Genomic DNA, 18,100 nt, shown 5'->3' with positions numbered 1-18,100 from the left:
TCCCCTTTGCCCCGACTAGTGCCGGGCGTTTGATCCGTGTAAACGAAACCCCTGTAAACATGTGGCGCGAGCAAAGAAAAGGGGCGGGACGTGAAACGATACGTTGGTCTGGTGGTGGCAGCGGCCCTGCTCTGGGGCGGATACTGGGCAGTTCAGGCATGGACCCTGCGCAGCTCGATCGAAGACTGGTTCGAGGACCGCCGCCTTGATGGCTGGGTCGCGCAATACGATGACCTATCGGTGAACGGCTTCCCTTCGCGGCTGGACGTCACCATCTCCGGGATCGACCTGCAAGATCCAGAGCACCAGACCGGCTGGCAGGCGCCTTTCCTGCAAATCCTTGGCCTGAGCTATCAGCGCGACCACGTGATCCTTGCCTTTGCCGACAGCCAGCAGGTGCTCTTGCCCGACGGTCCGGTGACGGTCACGTCCGACGGCCTGCGCGCGTCGCTGGTCAAAACGGACGACATCATCGAGCGTCTGAACATCGAAGCCGAGGTGCTGAACATCAACGGGCCCGCTGCCGAGGCCGCGCTGGCCGGGGTCTTGTTCAACTTCCACCATGTCGAGGGCACCGATTACCGGCTGGCCCTCTCCGCGCAAGGCGTCGCCACACCGGGCGGCAGCGGATCTGATGCCGTGGATGTACAAGCGCTGTTGGGTTTCGACCAACCCTGGTCGCTGGATGCCCTGAACAATGATCGGCCCCAGCCGCGCACGGCAACCTTGCGTCAGGCGTCCTATCACCACGAGGGGCTGGAGCTGGATGTGGCAGGCGACGTGACGGCGGATGAGGAAGGCCGGATGAGTGGCGAACTTACGGTGCGGGCCGTAAACTGGCAGGCGCTTTTGGAACAGGCGCGCGAGGCGGGCACCCTGCCCGATGCGCTGGCCGACACGCTGCGCGATGCGCTGTCCGTGGCGGCGGGTCTGTCGGGGCGGCGTGATACGCTGGATCTGCCGCTCACCTTTCGCCGCGGCGACATGTCTTTCGGCATGATCCCACTGGGTGAGGCGCCACGGCTGCGTTTGCCGTGACGCCAAAGGTCTTCAGGCGACTTCCAGAACGGCTTTACCGCAGGACGTTTCGCAGACGCCCGGATTGTCATCGAGGTTCAGCGCGGTGATCTTACCGTCCTCGACCACCATGGCGTAACGCTTGGAACGGTTGATCAGGCCCGCAGGCGGGGCGGAGAAATCCATGCCCATCGACTTGGTAAAGTTGGCTTCGCTGTCCGCAAGGAAGGTGATGCCAGCCTTGTCCGCGCCCGTGTGACGCGACCAGGAATCCATCACGAAGGGGTCGTTGACCGCAATGCAGATGATCTCATCGACGCCTTTTGCCGTGAACTCATCCTTCGTTTCGATGAAGGAGGGCACATGCGCATTGGTGCAGGTGCCCGTGTAGGCGCCCGGCAGCGCAAAGATCACGATTTTGCGGCCCTTCGCCAGCGATCCCAGCTCTACGGGTTCCGGTCCGTTGTCGCCAACGCGCAACAAAGTTGCCTCGGGGAGCATATCACCCTGTGAAATTGCCATTGTTCTGTCCCTTCATGGAATTGCGTTTCTCTGACACGCTACATAGTGTGCCCGCGACAAATACAAAGCTGGGAGGCGGGTGATGAGCAAGGTCGTTGTTGTGGGTGGTGGACAAGCGGCGGCATCGCTGGTGGCGCGTCTGCGCTCAAAAGGGTTCGACGGGCAGATCACTCTGATCGGCGAGGAGCCGGTGCCCCCCTACCAGCGCCCGCCCCTGTCCAAAGCCTACCTGATGGGCGAGATGGAGGAAGAACGCCTCTACCTGCGCCCGCACAGCTACTACGCAGAACACGACATCGACCTGCACCTGAACGCCCATGTCAGCGGCATCGACCCAGAGACCAAAACCGTGATGGCCGAAGGTCAGGCCATTGCCTATGACCACCTCGCGCTGTGCACCGGATCGGTGCCACGTCGCCTGCCGGCGGCCATCGGCGGTGATCTGGACGGGCTGTACGAGGTTCGCACGCTCAAAGACGTGGACGCCATGTGCCCCTCCTGCGTGTCGGGCAAGAAGGTGCTCGTCGTTGGCGGGGGCTACATCGGGCTGGAGGCAGCCGCCGTCTGCGCCAAGCTCGGCCTGTCCGTGACACTGGTGGAGGCCGCAGACCGCATCCTGCAACGCGTCGCCGCCCCGGAGACTTCCGCCTGGTTCCGCGACCTGCACAAATCCCACGGCGTCGACCTGCGCGAAGGCACCGGTCTGAAACAGCTGCACGGCAACGACGACGGCCATGTGACCCAGGCCGAACTGGCGGACGGCAGCCTCGTGGACGTGGACATGGTGATCGTCGGTGTCGGCATCTCCCCCGCTCAGTCGCTGGCAGAAAGCGCCGGGCTGGAGATCCTCAACGGCATCGCCGTGAACACCCAAGGCCAGACCTCCGACCCGTCCATCTGGGCGGCGGGCGATTGCGCCTCCTTCCCGCATGGAGAGGGCCGCATTCGCCTCGAAAGCGTTGGCAATGCCGTCGACATGGGCGAACTTGTGGCCGACAACATCATGGGCGCAGGCCGCGACTACGTCGCCAAGCCTTGGTTCTGGTCCGACCAATACGACGTCAAACTGCAAATCGCCGGGCTGAACACGGGCTACGACCGGGTTGTCGTCCGCACCACCGGCGATGCTGTCTCGCATTGGTATTACGAAGGTGACAAGCTGCTCGCCGTGGACGCCATGAACGACGGCCGTGCCTACATGGTGGGCAAACGGCTGATCGACGCGGGCAAGTCCCCCGATCCGGACGCCGTGGCAAACCCGGATGTCGAGCTCAAGGCACTGTTGAAAGCGTGAGGATCATCGCCGGAGACTGGCGCGGACGGCGACTGGCCTCCGTCGGCAAGGGGGACCCGGGCGCGCATTTGCGCCCGACCACCGACCGTGTGCGGGAGTCGCTGTTCAACATGCTGAGCGGGGGACGCTTTGGCGACCCTTTCGACGGCGCGCGTGTGCTCGACCTTTTCGCAGGCACCGGTGCGCTGGGGCTGGAGGCGCTCTCGCGCGGCGCGCTCTCTGCCGTTTTCGTTGAAAAAGGCCGCGTCGGGCAAAAGCTGATCCGCGACAACATCGCCCTGCTTGGCTGCGCGGAGGAGACCAGGCTGATCGGCGCGGACGCCCTGCGCCTGCCACCGACCGACGCCCCCTGCTCGCTGATCTTCCTCGATCCACCCTATGGCAAATCCCTCGGCAACAAGGCCCTCAGCGCAGCCCGCGATCAGGGCTGGATCGCACCAGACGCACTGATCGTGTTCGAGGAAAGCACCCCGCAACAGGCGCCCGAGGGCTTCACCGTCGAAGACACCCGCCGCTATGGCGACACCCATGTGACGGTGATGCGCGCCTGAGGCCCTCAAACCACGGCAACTCTTCGGCACGCCCTGACGTTATCCTGCGAATTCCCATCAGGAGCGCCGCCATGAAAGACCACCCCGACCAGCCTACCGCCGCCGAGACCGCCGTCATGAACGACCTCATCGACCGCGCCCGCGCAGAGGCCGACACCGGCGGCAAGGCTGGCATCGCCGCCGCAGTGATGCGCGGCGACATCCTTCTGGCACGCGGCATGAACGAGGTGCACCTGGATCACGACCCCACCCGGCATGCTGAAATCGTCGCCCTCTCCGCCGCGACCCGCGCGCTCAAGGACCCAAGCTTGGATGGCTGCACGCTGCTGACCACGCTGCAACCCTGCGAAATGTGCCTCGCGGCAATGCGTTTCGCCGGAATTGCCCGGGTGATTTATGCGGCGGGACGGCCCGACGTGCCCACCGACAAGTACTTTGCCTTCCCCGGCCTGAATATCCCCGACTTTCGCGAGGCGGATCATAAGGACTTTACCGCCATCGGCGGGCTGTGCGACCATCGAATCCTCGACATCTACGCCGCCAAGGACGACTGACGGCGCCCCTCAGCCGGAGCCTGCCCATGTCCCGTCTCGCCACCATCGCCCTGTGCTGCCTGCCCCTCGTCGCTCAGGCGCAACCGATCACCGTGAGCGACTGTGACTGGCAGAGCAATGCGCAGAACATTCCCGAACCGTGGGAGGCGCACAGCCGCACCTTCGCCAACGGGAACGTCCGCCTGACCATGCTGGACACCATCGAACCAGCCTTGGGGTGGGCGTGGCTCATGGTGCAGTCTCCTCCGGAACAAGACTGGGGCGGACGCCAGTGCAAATTGCTGGGGCTGGACGGCGCGGGCTTCGCCGGGATGAAGTTCGACACGCTCAACGCCGATTACGATCCCTCCGTGGGGCTGATGTTCTCGCTGCTGGTGGATGTCTTCAATCCGGCCACCGGTGACAGCGACACCCTCCCCTTGTGGCTCACCCTCAACCAGTCCACGGGCGCCATCGACGCCAAATTGCGCCACGACTAAGCCTTGCGCCCGCCCACCAGCCCGCCTACCCAAGCACCATGATCCTCGGCATCGGAACAGACCTCGCAAACATCGACCGCATCGCCGGCACGCTTGAGCGGTTCGGCGACCGTTTCCGCAATCGTGTCTTCACCGATGTGGAACAGGCAAAGGCCGAACGCCGGGCCGATGTGGCCGGCACCTATGCGAAACGCTGGGCGGCCAAGGAAGCCTGCTCCAAGGCGCTTGGCACCGGGCTGCGCATGGGGATCTCGTGGAAGGACATGGCCGTCAGCAACCTGCCCACCGGACAGCCGGTGATGCAGGTCACAGGCTGGGCCGCTGAACGTCTGGCAGAGATGACGCCGCCGGGGCATGACGCCATCATCCATGTCACCCTCACCGACGATCACCCATGGGCGCAGGCCTTCGTCGTGATCGAAGCCCGCCCCATCACCGCGTAGGACGCGGCGCACCCCGCCCCCGGAACCTGTCGCCCCACGTACAGTTGACGGACCATCGCGATGTGCCGGGCGCTGCTGCCTTGACACGCCCCGCCCTGCGCCGCATCAAGCGCAGGCATAAGAACCAAGGGGCATTTCATGGCAACCGAAGAGAAAAAGGGCGGCATCGTCGAGACGATCAAAACCATCGTCTACGCACTCCTCATCGCAGGCATCTTCCGCACCTTCCTTTTCCAGCCCTTCTGGATCCCCTCCGGGTCGATGAAGGACACGCTGCTGATCGGGGATTTCCTCTTCGTCAACAAGATGGCCTACGGCTATTCCTACGCCTCCTGCCCGTCTGTCATCATCCCGCGCTTTGGCATCGACATCGACGCGCAGGATGTATGTGGCTGGGCCGATGGCGACAACACGCGCCTGTTTGGCTCTGAGCCGAAGCGCGGCGATGTGGTTGTCTTCCGCCACCCCACCTCGGGCCGCGATTACATCAAACGTCTGATCGGTCTGCCGGGCGACAAGGTGCAGGTGCGCGACAGCATCCTGTATCTCAACGGCGAACCGGTCGAGGTACAGCCCGCAGGCACGTTCGAGGAAATTCAAAAGCCACAAGGCCCGCAGGGTCTGCGTCCACGCTGTGAAAACGGCCCCGTCGGAGAAGGCGGCACCTGCACCAAGACCCGGATGCTGGAAACCCTGCCGAACGGCGTGACCCACTCGATCCTCAATATCGACGACCAGTCCTCCGACCACACCGGCGTCTACGAAGTCCCCGCAGGCCATTTTTTCTTCATGGGCGACAATCGCGACAACTCCGCTGACAGCCGCATCTCCAACATGGTGGGTGGCGTCGGCATGGTGCCCTTCGAAAACATCGTTGGCCGCGCCGATCGCATCATGTTCTCTTCCGCCGGACGCTCCATGCTGTTCTTCTGGACATGGCGCAGCGACCGTTTCTTCAAGAAAGTCGAATAACCCCAGAACGCCCGGTCCCCGCGACCGGGCGTCGCGCTTTTTGTAGCGCCGCACCGCTGGACATCCCGACCCGAAGGGCGGAAAACACCGCCCTCAGATCATCATATGGCACGCGACCAGGGGCGTCCCGCTGCAGGGACGGTCCCGGCCGGGCGCCAAGGAGCCTCGCATGAAACTCTCGGCAGAGGTCAAGGCGCTCGAAGACCGCCTCGGCTATTCCTTCACCGACAAGGCACGCCTGCGCCGCGCGCTGACCCATTCCTCCATGTCCTCGCCCACGCGGCAGGACAACCAGCGCCTCGAATTTCTGGGCGACCGCGTGTTGGGCCTCGTGATGGCGGAGGCGCTTCTGGCCCATGACCGCACCGCCACCGAAGGCCAGCTTGCCCCTCGCTACAACGCATTGGTGCGCAAGGAGACCTGCGCCGACGTGGCCCGCGAGCTCGGTCTGGGCGATGCGTTGAAACTTGGCCGGTCCGAGCAGATGTCCGGCGGCCGCCGCAAGCAGGCCCTGCTGGGCGACGCCATGGAAGCGCTGATTGCCGCGGTCTATCTCGACGCCGGTTTCGAGGCCTCGCAAGACATGATCCTGCGCCTCTGGGGCGACCGGATAAAGGGCGTCGAAGAAGACGCAAAAGACGCCAAGACCGCGCTGCAGGAATGGGCGCAGGCCCGCAAGATGCCCCCGCCCTCCTACGACACGATCGAACGCGCCGGCCCCGACCACGCGCCCGTCTTCACCATCGAAGTCCGCGTCGGCTCCGGCCAATCCGCCCAAGCCACCGCAGGGAGCAAACGGCAGGCCGAACAAGCCGCCGCCCGCGCCCTGCTCGATCAAGTGGGCTGACCCGCCGCCAGACGCCCGTCATTTCGCGGCCACGTTGGTCTCGGCGCGCCTGGCGTTCTTTGCAGCTTGCTGCGCTTCAAATCGACGCCAAACGTGCATATGCCCTTTCTGACGCGCCGCCGCGAGCCATAGCTTCTTGCGTGCATCTTCTGTTTCCAGATCAGCGTAAACACCCGCCGAGTATTTGGGCCAATCCAATGCCAGCCCTTTCTTCACCAGCTCAGCAGACAAATCCCGCCCATCGGGTAGAAAGCACTTGGCGACAGTCCGGCCATGCGCGTCCTCATCAACAACCTCAGCGGTTATGATACGTCCCTTGCAAAACCCTTGCATGGATCGCTTTGCCCGAATGCCATAGGGGTGGTCCATTTCCGGCGCGTCGATCCCGAACAGGCGCAAGCGAACACCAGCAACATCAATGGTGTCGCCATCCACCACCCAGGCTTTCCCCGTCAGGATACGCGCTGACCCGGCGGTGTCTTCCGGCCGGTTTGACAGCGGATCGGCCTCGTCCCGCGCAACGTCTGCACTGCGATCCGCAGCCATCGAGGTTTCGGCCGCACGTCCGTAACGCATAGTACTGTGATAACTGGGTATTCCCGGCGGGCGCTTATAAGGCTCTTTGGTCACTTCCTCTGCAAACCGAGCCCATTCTTCTTCCTGCAATCGCTTTTTTATCTTGGCTCGGCGCCTCCAAAACAAGACAGCCACACCCAAAACAATTACGACCACGATGGTGCTCAATTCCAAATCCATATTTCGCCGACCACTCTTTCAACCACGTATACAGCTCACGGTAGATTCAAATCCTCCGGGTCGCAAACAGTCTCAATCGCGTATCTCCTTGCCGTGCATCGATATTCATGCAACGTCGTGGCGCCCGATACGAAAGCTTTGCAATGACTGACAACCTCCGCGGTGCGCTCTTCATGATCCTCGCCATGGTCGGCTTCGGGGTCGAGGACGCTTTCTTCAAAGCGGCCACCGCCCAGGGCACCTCGGCAGGCATGGCCACGGTGCAATTCGGGCTGACGGCCATGGTGCTTTACGCGTTGTATGCCCGGCAGCAGGGCGTGCCGGTCTGGACCAGCGAGTACCTCAAAAAGCGGCTGTTGATCCGCACCGCCTTCGAGATCGTCGGGCGTCTGTTCTTTGCCCTGTCACTGGCCTACACGCCGCTGTCCACGACCTCTGCCATCCTGCAAGCGGCCCCGCTGGTTGTGATGCTCGGCGCGGGCCTGATACTGGGCGAAAAGATCGGACCGCGCCGCTGGGCGGCGATGGCCGTCGGCTTTGCCGGTGTGCTGTTGATCATTCGTCCCACGCCCGACGCGTTTCAGCCGAACGCGATCCTCGCCATCCTCGGCATGATCGGTTTTGCGGGCCGCGACCTCGCCACGCGCACTGCGCCGATGCATGTGCATGCCGCGCAACTTGGCGTACTGGGCTTTGCCGTCGTTACATGCGCCGGGATGGTCATCCTGGGGTTCGAGCCGGGTGCGCCCAGCCTGCCGTCAGCAACATCCGCCGCGCTGCTCTGCGGCACAGCGCTTTCAGGCGTCCTGGGCTACACGGCGATGACCTGGGCGATGCGCACCGGCGAAGTCTCCGTCGTTGCGCCGTTCCGCTACGCCCGCCTTCTGGTCGCGCTGGTGTTGGCGTACACCCTGTTCAACGAGCGCCCCGATGTCCTGACCCTCGCCGGCGCAGCTCTGATCGTCGGGTCGGGCACCTACTCCCTGATCCGCGATGGGCGGCGGCGCTGACTTTATTTTCGTGGCTCACGCGCTTGTGACCGCCGCAAAACGGCTCTGCCGCCGGACTGGATCAAAATCCTTCAAATACGCCGAAAATCGCCGTGTTCCCGATTCGGCCTCGTCGTAAAACAGTTAACATCCGACCGGATTTTCACGCCGAACCGGTCGGGACTCGCCTGAATATTTGGTTAATGCGCCCCGGTTAACGAACCGCACGCCGTACAGCAGACGCGGGAACGCCATTGTGCTATGGCGAAAGCTTGCAAAACCCGCTAGGGAGTTGCCTTCATCAGCCAGGACCAATGCCCCAGACATGACCACACGCGCCGGTTTCATCGCCCTGATCGGAGAGCCCAACGCAGGCAAATCCACTCTCACCAACCGCATGGTGGGGGCCAAGGTTTCCATTGTAACGCATAAGGTTCAGACCACCCGCGCCCGCATTCGCGGGGTCGCGATGCAGGGCGAAAGCCAGCTGATCTTCGTCGACACACCGGGCATGTTTCAGCCGCGCCGCCGCTTGGATCGCGCCATGGTGGCCGCCGCTTGGGGCGGGGCCGCCGATGCTGACATCGTGGTTTTGCTGGTCGAGGCACACCGCGGCATGACCGATGGCGTGCGCCGCATCCTCGAAGGGCTGCAAGACATCCCGAAAGGTCGCAAAATTGCGCTTGCGATCAACAAGATAGACCGCGTCAAAGCCGAAGACCTGCTGCAGCTGTCAAAATCGCTCAACGAAGAATTCACATTCCTGAACACCTTCATGATCTCCGCCGAGAAGGGTCACGGCGTGGATCATCTGCGCGAGTGGATTGCGGCGGAACTTCCCGAAGGGCCTTGGCTCTATCCCGAGGATCAGATTGCCGATCTGCCCATGCGCATGATTGCCGCAGAAATGACGCGTGAAAAACTGACCCTGCGCCTGCATCAGGAACTGCCCTATCAGCTGACGGTCGAAACCGAGAGCTGGCAAGAGCGCGACGATGGCACGGCGCGTATCGACCAGGTTATCTACGTCGCCCGCGACGGCCACAAAGGCATCATCCTTGGCCACAAAGGTGAGACGATCAAAGCTATTTCCAAGGCCTCCCGCGAGGAACTCACTGAATTCCTGGGTAGAAAGGTGCACCTTTTCCTGCAGATCAAAGTCCGTGAAAACTGGCTTGAGGAAAAAGAGCGCTACTCGGAAATGGGCTTGAATTTCAAGGACGGCAACGCCTGATCCAACGGCGCTCCTTCAGGCTTGGATATATCCCGGTGGCGGCGCTTCAGCGCAGGGGGCAAAGCCCCTTTCGCCTTCCATTTTCCAAAGGCCCCGCATGACCCCGCGACTCACTTCTCGTTTTTGGATCGATGCCTATCTCACACGGCTTCGCCTTCACGACATCCCTGCATTCGTCACCGCCCACGGCGATGACAATGCCGGCGCGGTGCTGGTCAAGCTCGCGACACTGGACGGCAAAGCCAAAGCATTCACCCGCGGCTTCGATCTGCAGACAGGGGACCGTCAGTGGACGACCCTGGCCGAAGGGGAAGAGCGCGATATAGATCAAACCATTGCAAAGCAACGCTCTTTTGATCCGGACCTCTGGGTGATCGAGGTCGAAGATCGCGCAGGTCGGCACCTTTTGGACGCGCCCGGTCTGGCTTGAGACGCCCTGCAGACAAAAGTTAATCCCGGCTTGCCTCAGGTCGCACTTGGAAAGATCTGCCGCATCTGCGCCTCGTAGTGCGCCCAGCTCATGGTCGCCTTGTTTCCGGCGTATCCGTGGTAGTGTGAACGCCCTGAGGCGTTGGGCAAACCCGCCCAGATCTTTGCCACGTTGTTCATGAACGCGCGCCGTGTCATCACGCCGTCCTGCATTGCCGACAGCCCAGCCTCCTCCAACAAGATATCTGCCAAGGCATCCTGCACCTGCGGCGAAAACCTCGTGGTGGGCCCCAGGTGCGCCTTGCGCACAAGCCCGCGCAATGTCTTTGGAATGATCTGGTAGCGCCCGATGGCATGGGGTTGTCCTGGCGTCGCGTCGATCCAGGCAAAAATCTCGCCCAAGGTCATCTGCGTCGGCGGTTTTGGTGTCTTTATCCGTGCGCCATATTGCACCGCGTCATACTGCGCCGAACCAGCCTCCGCCGCCGCGATAAGGTCTCGCAGACGCGCCACAGGGCCGCTGCCGCTCCGAACCGGCAGGATGCCTTGGACCCCGCCCCGATCGGCTTTTCGCACTGGCCAAGGCGCGAACAAGGACGCTGCGGCCCGCCCGGCAAACAGGCTGGCCTGTGCGCCGTTTGGATCGACGCTTGCTTCAATCACGCTGGCCCCACCGCTCGATGAACTGATGATCGCCATCGCCCCCCCTCCGATCAGAGGCCCCCGTGCAGAGATCAGCGCACCACGAGATTCCATGGAGATCGTCTGTGCTGGCAGCCCGCCTCCCATGACGAGGGCAAACAGGATCAACACCAGAGCAAGGACACTTCGCGCCATTGAGGGCCTCCTTTCTGAAGGGTATGCCCCGTGATGACACAGACCGGTTGAGAAACCCTTGCCCCCGCCCGTCGCAATCGCCAAATTCCGCAAATGGAATGGCGAGACACGGGCATATTGCTGGCGACGCGCAGGCATGGCGAGACCTCGCTGATCCTCGACGTCTTTACACCGACCCACGGGCGGCATGCGGGCATCGTGCGCGGTGGAACCTCACGAAAGATGGCGCCGCACCTACAGCCAGGCGCGCAACTGGACCTGCGCTGGCGCGCTCGCCTGGAGGATCATATCGGCGCCTTCACCTTTGAACCGCAACGCTCGCGCGCGGCCAATGCACTCGGCGACCGATTGGCTCTGGCCGGGCTGAACGCGGTTGTCGCGCTGCTGCGGTTCTGCCTCCCCGAGCGGGTGCCGCATGGCGCGCTTTACACTCTTTCGGAACAGTTGCTCGACCTACTCGGGCAGCCTGATCTTTGGCCGCTGGCCTACCTGCGATGGGAGCAGGCGCTGCTGGAGGAGATGGGCTTTGCGCTTGATCTGACCGTTTGCGCGGTGACGGGCCGGACCGAGGGGTTGGTTTATGTCTCTCCCAAATCCGGGCGAGCGGTCACGGCCGAAGGGGCGGGCAACTGGATCCACCATCTGCTGCCTCTGCCTCCCGTTTTACTGGGCCAAGGATCTTCGGAGGACGCTGAGATTGCTGAAGCCCTTGTTACAACGGGGTATTTCATGGAGCATCGCCTCGCGCCACAAATGGGGGACAAGCCCCTCCCCGAGGCGCGTGCCCGCCTGTTGGATCGCATTCGCGCTCGCGCCAAAGCTTGAGGCAACCATTTGCCGCGACGGTCGTTGGGACAGCAATACTGTCCTGAGGGAAATCAGATGAATTACGCCCGCTTTGCTGCCATGATCGTGGCATCCACGCTCATCATGTTCGGCCTGATGTATCTGAACACCTTCGCGCTGGAGCATGTCTTCTTCTCTGAGACACGTATTTACATGGCGCTTCTGATGGGCGGCGTCATGGCCGTGGTAATGATGGCCTTCATGGCGGACATGTACCCGAAACGCGCCGTCAATCTGGGGATCATGATCGCGGGTGTTGTGATCTTTGCGGTGTCGCTGTTTCTGGTGCGGTCTCAAATCACGATCCAGGGTGCAAGCTACATGCGTGCCATGATCCCGCATCATTCCATCGCCGTGATGACCTCCACCCGGGCCGAAATCACAGATGCGCGTGTTGCAAAGCTCGCCGCAGGAATAGCAGATGCCCAACAAAAAGAGATTGCAGAGATGCGCGCGCTCATTGCCGATCTTGAGGCAGGACGCATCGAAACGGACGTCTACGTCGATCCCGAGCCGCAGGTCGGGAATATTCAAGCGGCTCTGAACAACACGTTGTTGTCGACACTTGATCCCAGTCCCATGACCCCGAGTGAAGCCGAGCAAGTGCTGGCGCAAAACGCCGAATGCACGTTTCAATACACCGGCAGCGACAATCCTGTGCTTTGGGCGACGAACCCGGAAGGCGCTGCGGCAATGAAGCTGAACGGTGTTCTTATTGCGCTGGACAGCACGGCACCGGGCCAATGGGCGGCCGATGGCGTGTCCATGACCGTCGAAGAACTGCCGGGCCTGTCAATGCGCGCCAATGCGCGGCTCGACTTTGGTCTCGATCAGGGCTTGCAGGCGGGGTTTCTCGGCTTTTGGAATTGCTGAACTCGTGACAGACAGGCCCTGTCGGGCGGCATCTTCGCCCCTTCCCTCGTCCTCTGGAAACCGTTAGGAATTTGGTCATGAAATGGAATATGCCCAATATACTGACGGCCTTGCGCCTGATCGCTGCACCCGGTGTGGCGTTGATGTTTTTGTATTTTTCGCGCCCATTGGCTGACTGGCTGGCGCTTTTGCTGTTTATGTCCGCCGCAATCACCGACTTTTTTGACGGCCATCTTGCCCGGATGTGGCATCAGGAAACCAAAATCGGCGCAATGCTCGACCCCATCGCGGACAAGGCCATGGTCGTGATCGCGCTGATGGTGCTTGTGGCCTACAATTCCTACACGCCATGGCTGGTGCTGCCGGCCACTGTAATCTTGTTCAGAGAGGTCTCTGTCTCTGGCCTGCGAGAGTACCTTGGCGACACCGCTGGGACATTGAAGGTAACAAAGCTCGCCAAGTGGAAGACCACCGTTCAAATGGTCGCCATCGCTGTCCTGTTCGGCCACGGCGTGTTTGAGCACTACTTCGGCGTTTCGATAATCGGTATGGATGCGGAGATCGTTCAAGGCGTGTTGAACGGCACGGTCGAGGACACACAAGGGCTGGTTTGGAAGCACCTCGGCATGATTTGGGCCGGCCCGGTTGGGATCGCTTTGCTGTGGTTGGCAGCGGCTTTGACGTTGGTCACCGGCTTGGATTATTTCCGCAAAGCCGTTCCTTTCCTGAAGGAGGAAAGCTGATGCAAGTTCTATATTTTGCATGGGTACGTGAACGGATCGGCCTGGCCAAGGAAACCCTCGATACCCAAGCCGGCACGGTCATGGAGTTGGTAGATGAATTGCGCGCGCGGGAAGACCGCTATGCCGCCGCATTCGAGGATCTGGCCGCCCTGCGCGTCGCTGTGGATCAGGATCTTGTGGATTTCGACGCGGCGCTGAACGGTGCCCGCGAAGTTGCGTTTTTCCCACCGATGACCGGGGGCTGAGATGCGGATTCTCGTTCAGGAGCAGCCATTTGACTATGGTGCCGAAGCCTCTGATTTTGCTGCTGGCCGTCACGACATGGGCGCAATTGTGACGTTCACAGGCGTTGTGCGCGACGTGGATGGCGGGCTGAACGCCATGGAGATCGAGCACTATCCCGGTATGACCGAAAAGGCGCTGGAAAAAATCGCATCAGAAGCGATGGAACGCTGGTCACTGGGCGACGCTTTGGTGATACACCGTCATGGGCGCCTGGAAAAAGGTGAACAGATCATGATGGTCGCCACCGCCGCTCGTCATCGAAAAGACGCCTTTGAAGCCGCCGAATTTCTGATGGATTACCTCAAAAGTCGTGCGCCTTTTTGGAAGAAGGAACACACTGGCGAGAGCGCCGGTTGGGTTGCTGCCCGCGACGCGGACGAAACCGCGCTTGATCGCTGGTAGGTGCCTCGTCCGTTTTGCAAAATACAACAATTGGACTAAAATTGATGGATGTTGCCGGGGACACAAACGTGGCCACGTATCAACCGTTTGCCATCATGGTCTTTGCGCGGGTTGCACAGGATTGGTAAGACAATCAGACCAAGGAGGCGCAGATGCCATTCGAGAAGGTGCATCCGGAAAAACTGTCAGCGACAGTTGTTCGTCAGATTGAAAAGCTGATCCTGCGCGGCATTCTGCGCCCCGGAGAACGCTTGCCGTCAGAACGAGAATTGTCGGAAAAGCTAGGCGTTTCAAGGCCTTCCCTGAGGGAAGCCGTGTCTGAGCTGCAAAACCGAGGGCTGTTGGAAAGCCGCGCCGGTGCCGGCATCTACGTGACGGATGTCCTGGGTTCGGCGTTTTCAGAGGCACTTATCGGGCTGTTTGCCGGACATGACGAGGCCGTGTTTGACTACCTCAGCTTTCGCCGCGACATGGAAGGGCTGGCCGCACAGCGCGCCGCCGACAATGGCACAGAAACAGATCTGAAGGTCATCGCAGAGCTGATGGCCAAGATGGAAGCCGCCCACGGCAAACGCAATCCGGCAGAGGAAGCACGGCTGGATGCGGACTTTCACCTCGCAATTATCGAGGCATCTCATAACGTTATCATGCTGCACATGATGCGCAGCATGTATCAGTTGTTGCGCGAGGGTGTCTTTTACAATCGCCAGGTCATGTTCCGGCAGCGCAACACGCGAGAGCAGCTTCTGGAGCAGCACAAAGCCATCAATGTGGCATTGCAGGCCCGTGACGGCCGGGCCGCAAGAGAAGCCGTGGAAGCGCACCTGGGCTATGTCGAAGACGCCCTGACTGCGGACAGAAAAACGGCAAGAAATGAGTTAATTGCCCGTCAACGTTTGATGCGCGAGACCGAAAGCAGATAGAAAATCCGCGACAATCACCCGCTCTTAACGCATCGAACGCATGAGTAAACGGCGCAGGTTAACCATTTCGTAAGGTGAGTCCCGACCGGTTTGGCCGCACGAACCGGTCGTTTGTTAACCTTCACACAGCCGGGCATCAAATACGTGTCCGAATCGTAATTTCGAACACACAAAAGCCGCCCACCTTTCGGTGCGCGGCCCCGTGTGGCGAAGTGCCGGATTCAGGCTTCGTCGGTCGGCTTGGCCTGCAATTGACCGTAGGCAGACGCGCCGATGGTCTGTTCGAGCTCAAGCTGAGTTTCGAGAAAGTCGATGTGACCTTCTTCGTCAGTGATCAGCTCTTCGAACAGGTTTTTGGACACATAGTCCCCAACCTTTTCACAATGCTGACGCGCTTCGATATACAGTGTGCGCGCCTCGTGTTCCGCGGCCAGATCGCTTTCCAGCGTCTCGCGAAGGGTCTCGCCAATGCGCAGCGCATCGAGCTTTTGCAAGTTCGGATGACCACCAAGGAAGATGATTCGCTCGATCAGTTTATCGGCGTGCTGCATCTCTTCGATGCTTTCTTCCCGCGACTTGGCAGCGACACGGCCAAAGCCCCAGTCTTCTTGCAGGCGGTAATGCAGCCAGTACTGGCTGACCGCGGTCAGTTCGCTACGCAATGCAGCGTTGAGATATTCGATGACTTTTTCGTCGCCCTTCATGGTGCCCTCTCGTTTGCTATCAGGGTCCTCGCTAACGGCACGCCCGGCGAGCGAGCAATCCCTTGGCTGGGTTCCAGACTCGGGACTATGGCGCAGATCGCAAAGAAGGTCACGGAGGTTTAAGGGCGACCGGCCTTGAGCCGACGTTCTGCCGCTGGGGTCAGGACCGGAACGCCAAGACTGTCGTTGCGCTGCATCGTCTGCATGAAAAGCGGCAAACATCCACCACAGTCGGCTTTCTTGCCCAGGGCCCGATAGATCTTACCAGGTGTAATGATGGTGTCCGGATCGGCGGCGCGCATCCAATGCATGGCGGCATGAATGTCGCGGTCGGTGATCGCGTTGCAGTGACAAACCATCATGGGCGGATCTCCTCGGCATTGCCCCTGAAAGGTGACTAATATAGTTGGTCATGTCAATCCTGATTGTTTTACTCGGACAGATTGTGATCCGGGCCAGCCAAACGAAAGCCCCGGGCGCATCACTGCGTCCGGGGCTTGAGTGCCGGTGGGATCAGGCGCCGCCGCCTGACCCGAGCTACAGGACCTTAGCCTTTGGAGAATTCCGGGTAAGCTTCCATGCCCATTTCGGCCATGTCGAGACCGGTGATCTCGTCTTCTTCGGAAACACGGATCCCCATGAGCATTTTCAGCAGGAACCAGACGATACCCGATGCAACAATCGTGAAGATCGCGACGATGAGGATCGAATAGAGCTGCACGCCGAGGTTCGCGTCACCATTGGTGAATACAACCGCGATGGTGCCGAAGATGCCGCAAAGCAGGTGAACCGGGATGGCACCAACCACGTCGTCGATCTTGAGCTTGTCGAGCAGCGGAACCGCGAAGACCACGATCGCACCACCAACCATGCCGATCAGAGTTGCTGCGCCCAAAGAGGGGGTCAGCGGCTCTGCCGTGATGGAGACCAGACCGGCCAGCGCGCCGTTCAGGATCATGGTGAGGTCAGGCTTTTTGTACAGGATCTGGGTCAGGATCAGCGCTGAAATCGCGCCACCGGCCGCTGCCGTGTTGGTGTTGGCAAAGATGCGGGACACGTCGGACACGTCACCCACGGTGCCCATGGCCAGCTGCGAACCACCGTTGAAGCCGAACCAGCCGAGCCACAGGATGAACGTACCGAGCGTCGCCAGCGACAGGTTGGAGCCGGGCATCGGGATGGTGCGGCCATCTTTGTACTTGCCGATACGCGGGCCGAGGATCAGGGCACCGGTCAAAGCCGCCCAGCCACCAACGGAGTGCACAACGGTCGAGCCAGCGAAGTCGAGGAAGCCCATCTCGTCAAGGAAGCCGCCGCCCCATTTCCAGGACGCCTGAAGCGGGTAGATAAAGGCGGTCAGGACGACCACGAAGATCAGGAAGGGCCACAGCTTGATACGCTCGGCCACGGTACCGGACACGATGGACGCGGTGGTGGCACAGAACATCAGCTGAAAGAAGAAGTCAGACCCCGTGGATGCGTAGCCGTAATCGTCGGCACCATCACGGGCAACGCCAACCGCTTCGAGCACGCCCGGTCCCCAGACGCCGGACAGGATGCCATCGACGGACCATGTGCCCAGCGGGTACATCAGGTTGTAACCGATCAGGTAGTAGAAGATCGCCGCAAGAGAGAAGAGCGCGACGTTCTTGGTCAGCTGCATGGTGACGTTCTTGGACCGCACGAGGCCGGCCTCCAGCATGGCAAAGCCTGCTGCCATCCAGAACACAAGGAAGCCGCCAATCAGGAACAGCAGAGAGTTCAGGATAAAGATCGTATCTGTAGAAGCGTCCACGCCAGCCACGGCGGAGGCTTCCTCCTGGGCAAGCCCCAGGCTCGGCAGCGCCACCAATACTGTGGCTGCGGCAACGGAAGAGAAGAGTTTCATTCAATAAGTCCCCTTGGTGTCGCTAGGTTACAACGCGTCTGCGTCGGTTTCGCCGGTCCGCACGCGCACGGCTTGCTGCACGTCGAGAACGAAGACTTTACCGTCACCGATCTTGCCGGTCTGCGCTGTCGTCTTGATGGTTTCGACCACCTGCTCGGCCATGGCGGAGCTGACGACGATTTCCAGTTTGATCTTCGGCACGAAATTCACGGCATACTCTGCACCGCGGTAGATTTCGGTATGGCCGGATTGAGAGCCGAAGCCCTTAATTTCCGTAACCATCATGCCGCGCACGCCGATGCCCGTGAGCGCTTCACGCACCTCTTCGAGCTTGAACGGCTTGATCGTTGCAATGATCAGTTTCACCTTGTTCCCCTTCGGTCTTGGCGAGTTCCCTCGCAATGGCCCCTGAAGCAAAACGGTGAGTGCCGCTGAAAATGAAGGCTTTGAACAAATTCCCGTCCGTTTCACGCGACCTGTCGTCTAATTTTTGAGCGAAATGGGATTGTTGA

24 protein-coding genes are annotated in these 18,100 nt (G+C 61.0%); 17 read left to right on the top strand and 7 right to left on the bottom strand.

Features of this window, described 5'->3' with window-relative positions:
- Positions 1-90: 90 nt before the first annotated feature.
- Positions 91-1,038: a DUF2125 domain-containing protein gene (locus GGQ68_RS02810; RefSeq protein ID WP_183962865.1), complete on the top strand. Its 948-nt coding sequence runs from the start codon at positions 91-93 to the stop codon at positions 1,036-1,038.
- A 12-nt stretch (positions 1,039-1,050) separates the two neighbouring features.
- Here GGQ68_RS02810 and GGQ68_RS02805 read toward each other — a convergent pair whose 3' ends face one another.
- Entirely contained in the window at positions 1,051-1,539 is a 489-nt protein-coding gene (locus GGQ68_RS02805) for a peroxiredoxin (RefSeq protein WP_183962864.1), read from the bottom strand.
- A gap of 82 nt (positions 1,540-1,621) precedes the next feature.
- On the opposite strand from GGQ68_RS02805, the gene GGQ68_RS02800 reads away from it, so the two are divergent.
- From GGQ68_RS02800 to rnc, 7 genes are all read left to right on the top strand, one after another.
- The gene (locus GGQ68_RS02800; protein WP_183962863.1) at positions 1,622-2,833 is read left to right on the top strand and encodes an NAD(P)/FAD-dependent oxidoreductase; all 1,212 of its coding nucleotides are present in this window, start codon (positions 1,622-1,624) and stop codon (positions 2,831-2,833) included.
- On the top strand, positions 2,830-3,384 hold the full coding sequence (rsmD, locus tag GGQ68_RS02795; protein WP_183962862.1) for a 16S rRNA (guanine(966)-N(2))-methyltransferase RsmD: 555 nt from the start codon (positions 2,830-2,832) through the stop codon (positions 3,382-3,384). Before GGQ68_RS02800 ends, rsmD begins: the two co-directional genes overlap by 4 nt.
- A gap of 71 nt (positions 3,385-3,455) precedes the next feature.
- Entirely contained in the window at positions 3,456-3,938 is a 483-nt protein-coding gene (locus tag GGQ68_RS02790; protein ID WP_183962861.1) for a nucleoside deaminase, read from the top strand.
- A 26-nt stretch (positions 3,939-3,964) separates the two neighbouring features.
- A complete protein-coding gene (locus GGQ68_RS02785; RefSeq protein WP_183962860.1) occupies positions 3,965-4,417 on the top strand; it encodes a hypothetical protein in 453 nt (150 codons plus the stop codon).
- 38 nt (positions 4,418-4,455) lie between these two features.
- Positions 4,456-4,860, top strand: a complete 405-nt coding sequence (acpS, locus tag GGQ68_RS02780; RefSeq protein ID WP_183962859.1) for a holo-ACP synthase — start codon at positions 4,456-4,458, stop codon at positions 4,858-4,860.
- Between the two features lie 138 nt (positions 4,861-4,998).
- Positions 4,999-5,832, top strand: coding sequence for a signal peptidase I (lepB, locus tag GGQ68_RS02775; protein WP_183962858.1), 834 nt, complete (start codon positions 4,999-5,001; stop codon positions 5,830-5,832).
- A gap of 169 nt (positions 5,833-6,001) precedes the next feature.
- Positions 6,002-6,679 carry a ribonuclease III gene (gene rnc / locus GGQ68_RS02770; RefSeq protein WP_183962857.1) on the top strand — a complete coding sequence of 226 codons (678 nt, stop codon included), beginning with the start codon at positions 6,002-6,004 and terminating at the stop codon, positions 6,677-6,679.
- 18 nt (positions 6,680-6,697) lie between these two features.
- On the opposite strand, the gene GGQ68_RS02765 is transcribed toward rnc, so the two are convergent.
- Positions 6,698-7,435, bottom strand: coding sequence for a thermonuclease family protein (locus tag GGQ68_RS02765; protein WP_246429222.1), 738 nt, complete (start codon positions 7,433-7,435; stop codon positions 6,698-6,700).
- Between the two features lie 143 nt (positions 7,436-7,578).
- On the opposite strand from GGQ68_RS02765, the gene GGQ68_RS02760 reads away from it, so the two are divergent.
- The 3 genes from GGQ68_RS02760 to GGQ68_RS02750 all read left to right on the top strand — a co-directional run bounded on the left by GGQ68_RS02760 (position 7,579) and on the right by GGQ68_RS02750 (position 10,088).
- Positions 7,579-8,445, top strand: a complete 867-nt coding sequence (locus tag GGQ68_RS02760) for a DMT family transporter (RefSeq protein WP_183962856.1) — start codon at positions 7,579-7,581, stop codon at positions 8,443-8,445.
- Positions 8,446-8,749: 304 nt separating this feature from the next.
- Positions 8,750-9,658 (top strand): GTPase Era, encoded by a 909-nt coding sequence (gene era / locus GGQ68_RS02755; protein WP_183962855.1) that lies wholly within the window; start codon positions 8,750-8,752, stop codon positions 9,656-9,658.
- Between the two features lie 97 nt (positions 9,659-9,755).
- Entirely contained in the window at positions 9,756-10,088 is a 333-nt protein-coding gene (locus GGQ68_RS02750) for a DUF1491 family protein (RefSeq protein WP_183962854.1), read from the top strand.
- A 35-nt stretch (positions 10,089-10,123) separates the two neighbouring features.
- Here the strand turns inward: GGQ68_RS02750 and GGQ68_RS02745 are convergent, their stop codons facing one another.
- Positions 10,124-10,924 (bottom strand): lysozyme family protein, encoded by an 801-nt coding sequence (locus GGQ68_RS02745; protein WP_183962853.1) that lies wholly within the window; start codon positions 10,922-10,924, stop codon positions 10,124-10,126.
- Between the two features lie 93 nt (positions 10,925-11,017).
- Between GGQ68_RS02745 and recO the strand changes: the two genes are divergently transcribed.
- From recO to GGQ68_RS02715, 6 genes are all read left to right on the top strand, one after another.
- Complete coding sequence (gene recO, locus GGQ68_RS02740; RefSeq protein WP_183962852.1) at positions 11,018-11,749, top strand: DNA repair protein RecO; 732 nt, start codon at positions 11,018-11,020, stop codon at positions 11,747-11,749.
- Between the two features lie 57 nt (positions 11,750-11,806).
- Positions 11,807-12,643: a DUF305 domain-containing protein gene (locus GGQ68_RS02735; protein ID WP_183962851.1), complete on the top strand. Its 837-nt coding sequence runs from the start codon at positions 11,807-11,809 to the stop codon at positions 12,641-12,643.
- Positions 12,644-12,720: 77 nt separating this feature from the next.
- The gene (gene pgsA, locus GGQ68_RS02730; protein ID WP_183962850.1) at positions 12,721-13,386 is read left to right on the top strand and encodes a CDP-diacylglycerol--glycerol-3-phosphate 3-phosphatidyltransferase; all 666 of its coding nucleotides are present in this window, start codon (positions 12,721-12,723) and stop codon (positions 13,384-13,386) included.
- A complete protein-coding gene (gene moaD, locus GGQ68_RS02725; protein ID WP_183962849.1) occupies positions 13,386-13,631 on the top strand; it encodes a molybdopterin converting factor subunit 1 in 246 nt (81 codons plus the stop codon). Before pgsA ends, moaD begins: the two co-directional genes overlap by 1 nt.
- Position 13,632: 1 nt before the next feature.
- Entirely contained in the window at positions 13,633-14,073 is a 441-nt protein-coding gene (locus GGQ68_RS02720) for a molybdenum cofactor biosynthesis protein MoaE (RefSeq protein ID WP_183962848.1), read from the top strand.
- Between the two features lie 152 nt (positions 14,074-14,225).
- Positions 14,226-14,996 carry a FadR/GntR family transcriptional regulator gene (locus GGQ68_RS02715; RefSeq protein WP_183962847.1) on the top strand — a complete coding sequence of 257 codons (771 nt, stop codon included), beginning with the start codon at positions 14,226-14,228 and terminating at the stop codon, positions 14,994-14,996.
- Positions 14,997-15,217: 221 nt separating this feature from the next.
- Here the strand turns inward: GGQ68_RS02715 and bfr are convergent, their stop codons facing one another.
- The 4 genes from bfr to GGQ68_RS02695 all read right to left on the bottom strand — a co-directional run bounded on the left by bfr (position 15,218) and on the right by GGQ68_RS02695 (position 17,954).
- Positions 15,218-15,700, bottom strand: coding sequence for a bacterioferritin (bfr, locus tag GGQ68_RS02710; protein WP_183962846.1), 483 nt, complete (start codon positions 15,698-15,700; stop codon positions 15,218-15,220).
- A gap of 119 nt (positions 15,701-15,819) precedes the next feature.
- The gene (locus GGQ68_RS02705; RefSeq protein WP_183962845.1) at positions 15,820-16,062 is read right to left on the bottom strand and encodes a (2Fe-2S)-binding protein; all 243 of its coding nucleotides are present in this window, start codon (positions 16,060-16,062) and stop codon (positions 15,820-15,822) included.
- Between the two features lie 185 nt (positions 16,063-16,247).
- Complete coding sequence (locus GGQ68_RS02700) at positions 16,248-17,588, bottom strand: ammonium transporter (protein ID WP_183962844.1); 1,341 nt, start codon at positions 17,586-17,588, stop codon at positions 16,248-16,250.
- Positions 17,589-17,615: 27 nt separating this feature from the next.
- Positions 17,616-17,954 (bottom strand): P-II family nitrogen regulator, encoded by a 339-nt coding sequence (locus tag GGQ68_RS02695; RefSeq protein WP_183962843.1) that lies wholly within the window; start codon positions 17,952-17,954, stop codon positions 17,616-17,618.
- Positions 17,955-18,100 lie beyond the last annotated feature (146 nt).

This window comes from Sagittula marina, assembly GCF_014196795.1.
In the GTDB taxonomy this organism is placed as follows: Bacteria; Pseudomonadota; Alphaproteobacteria; order Rhodobacterales; family Rhodobacteraceae; genus Sagittula; species Sagittula marina.
This window is presented reverse-complemented; position numbering and strand designations above follow the sequence as displayed.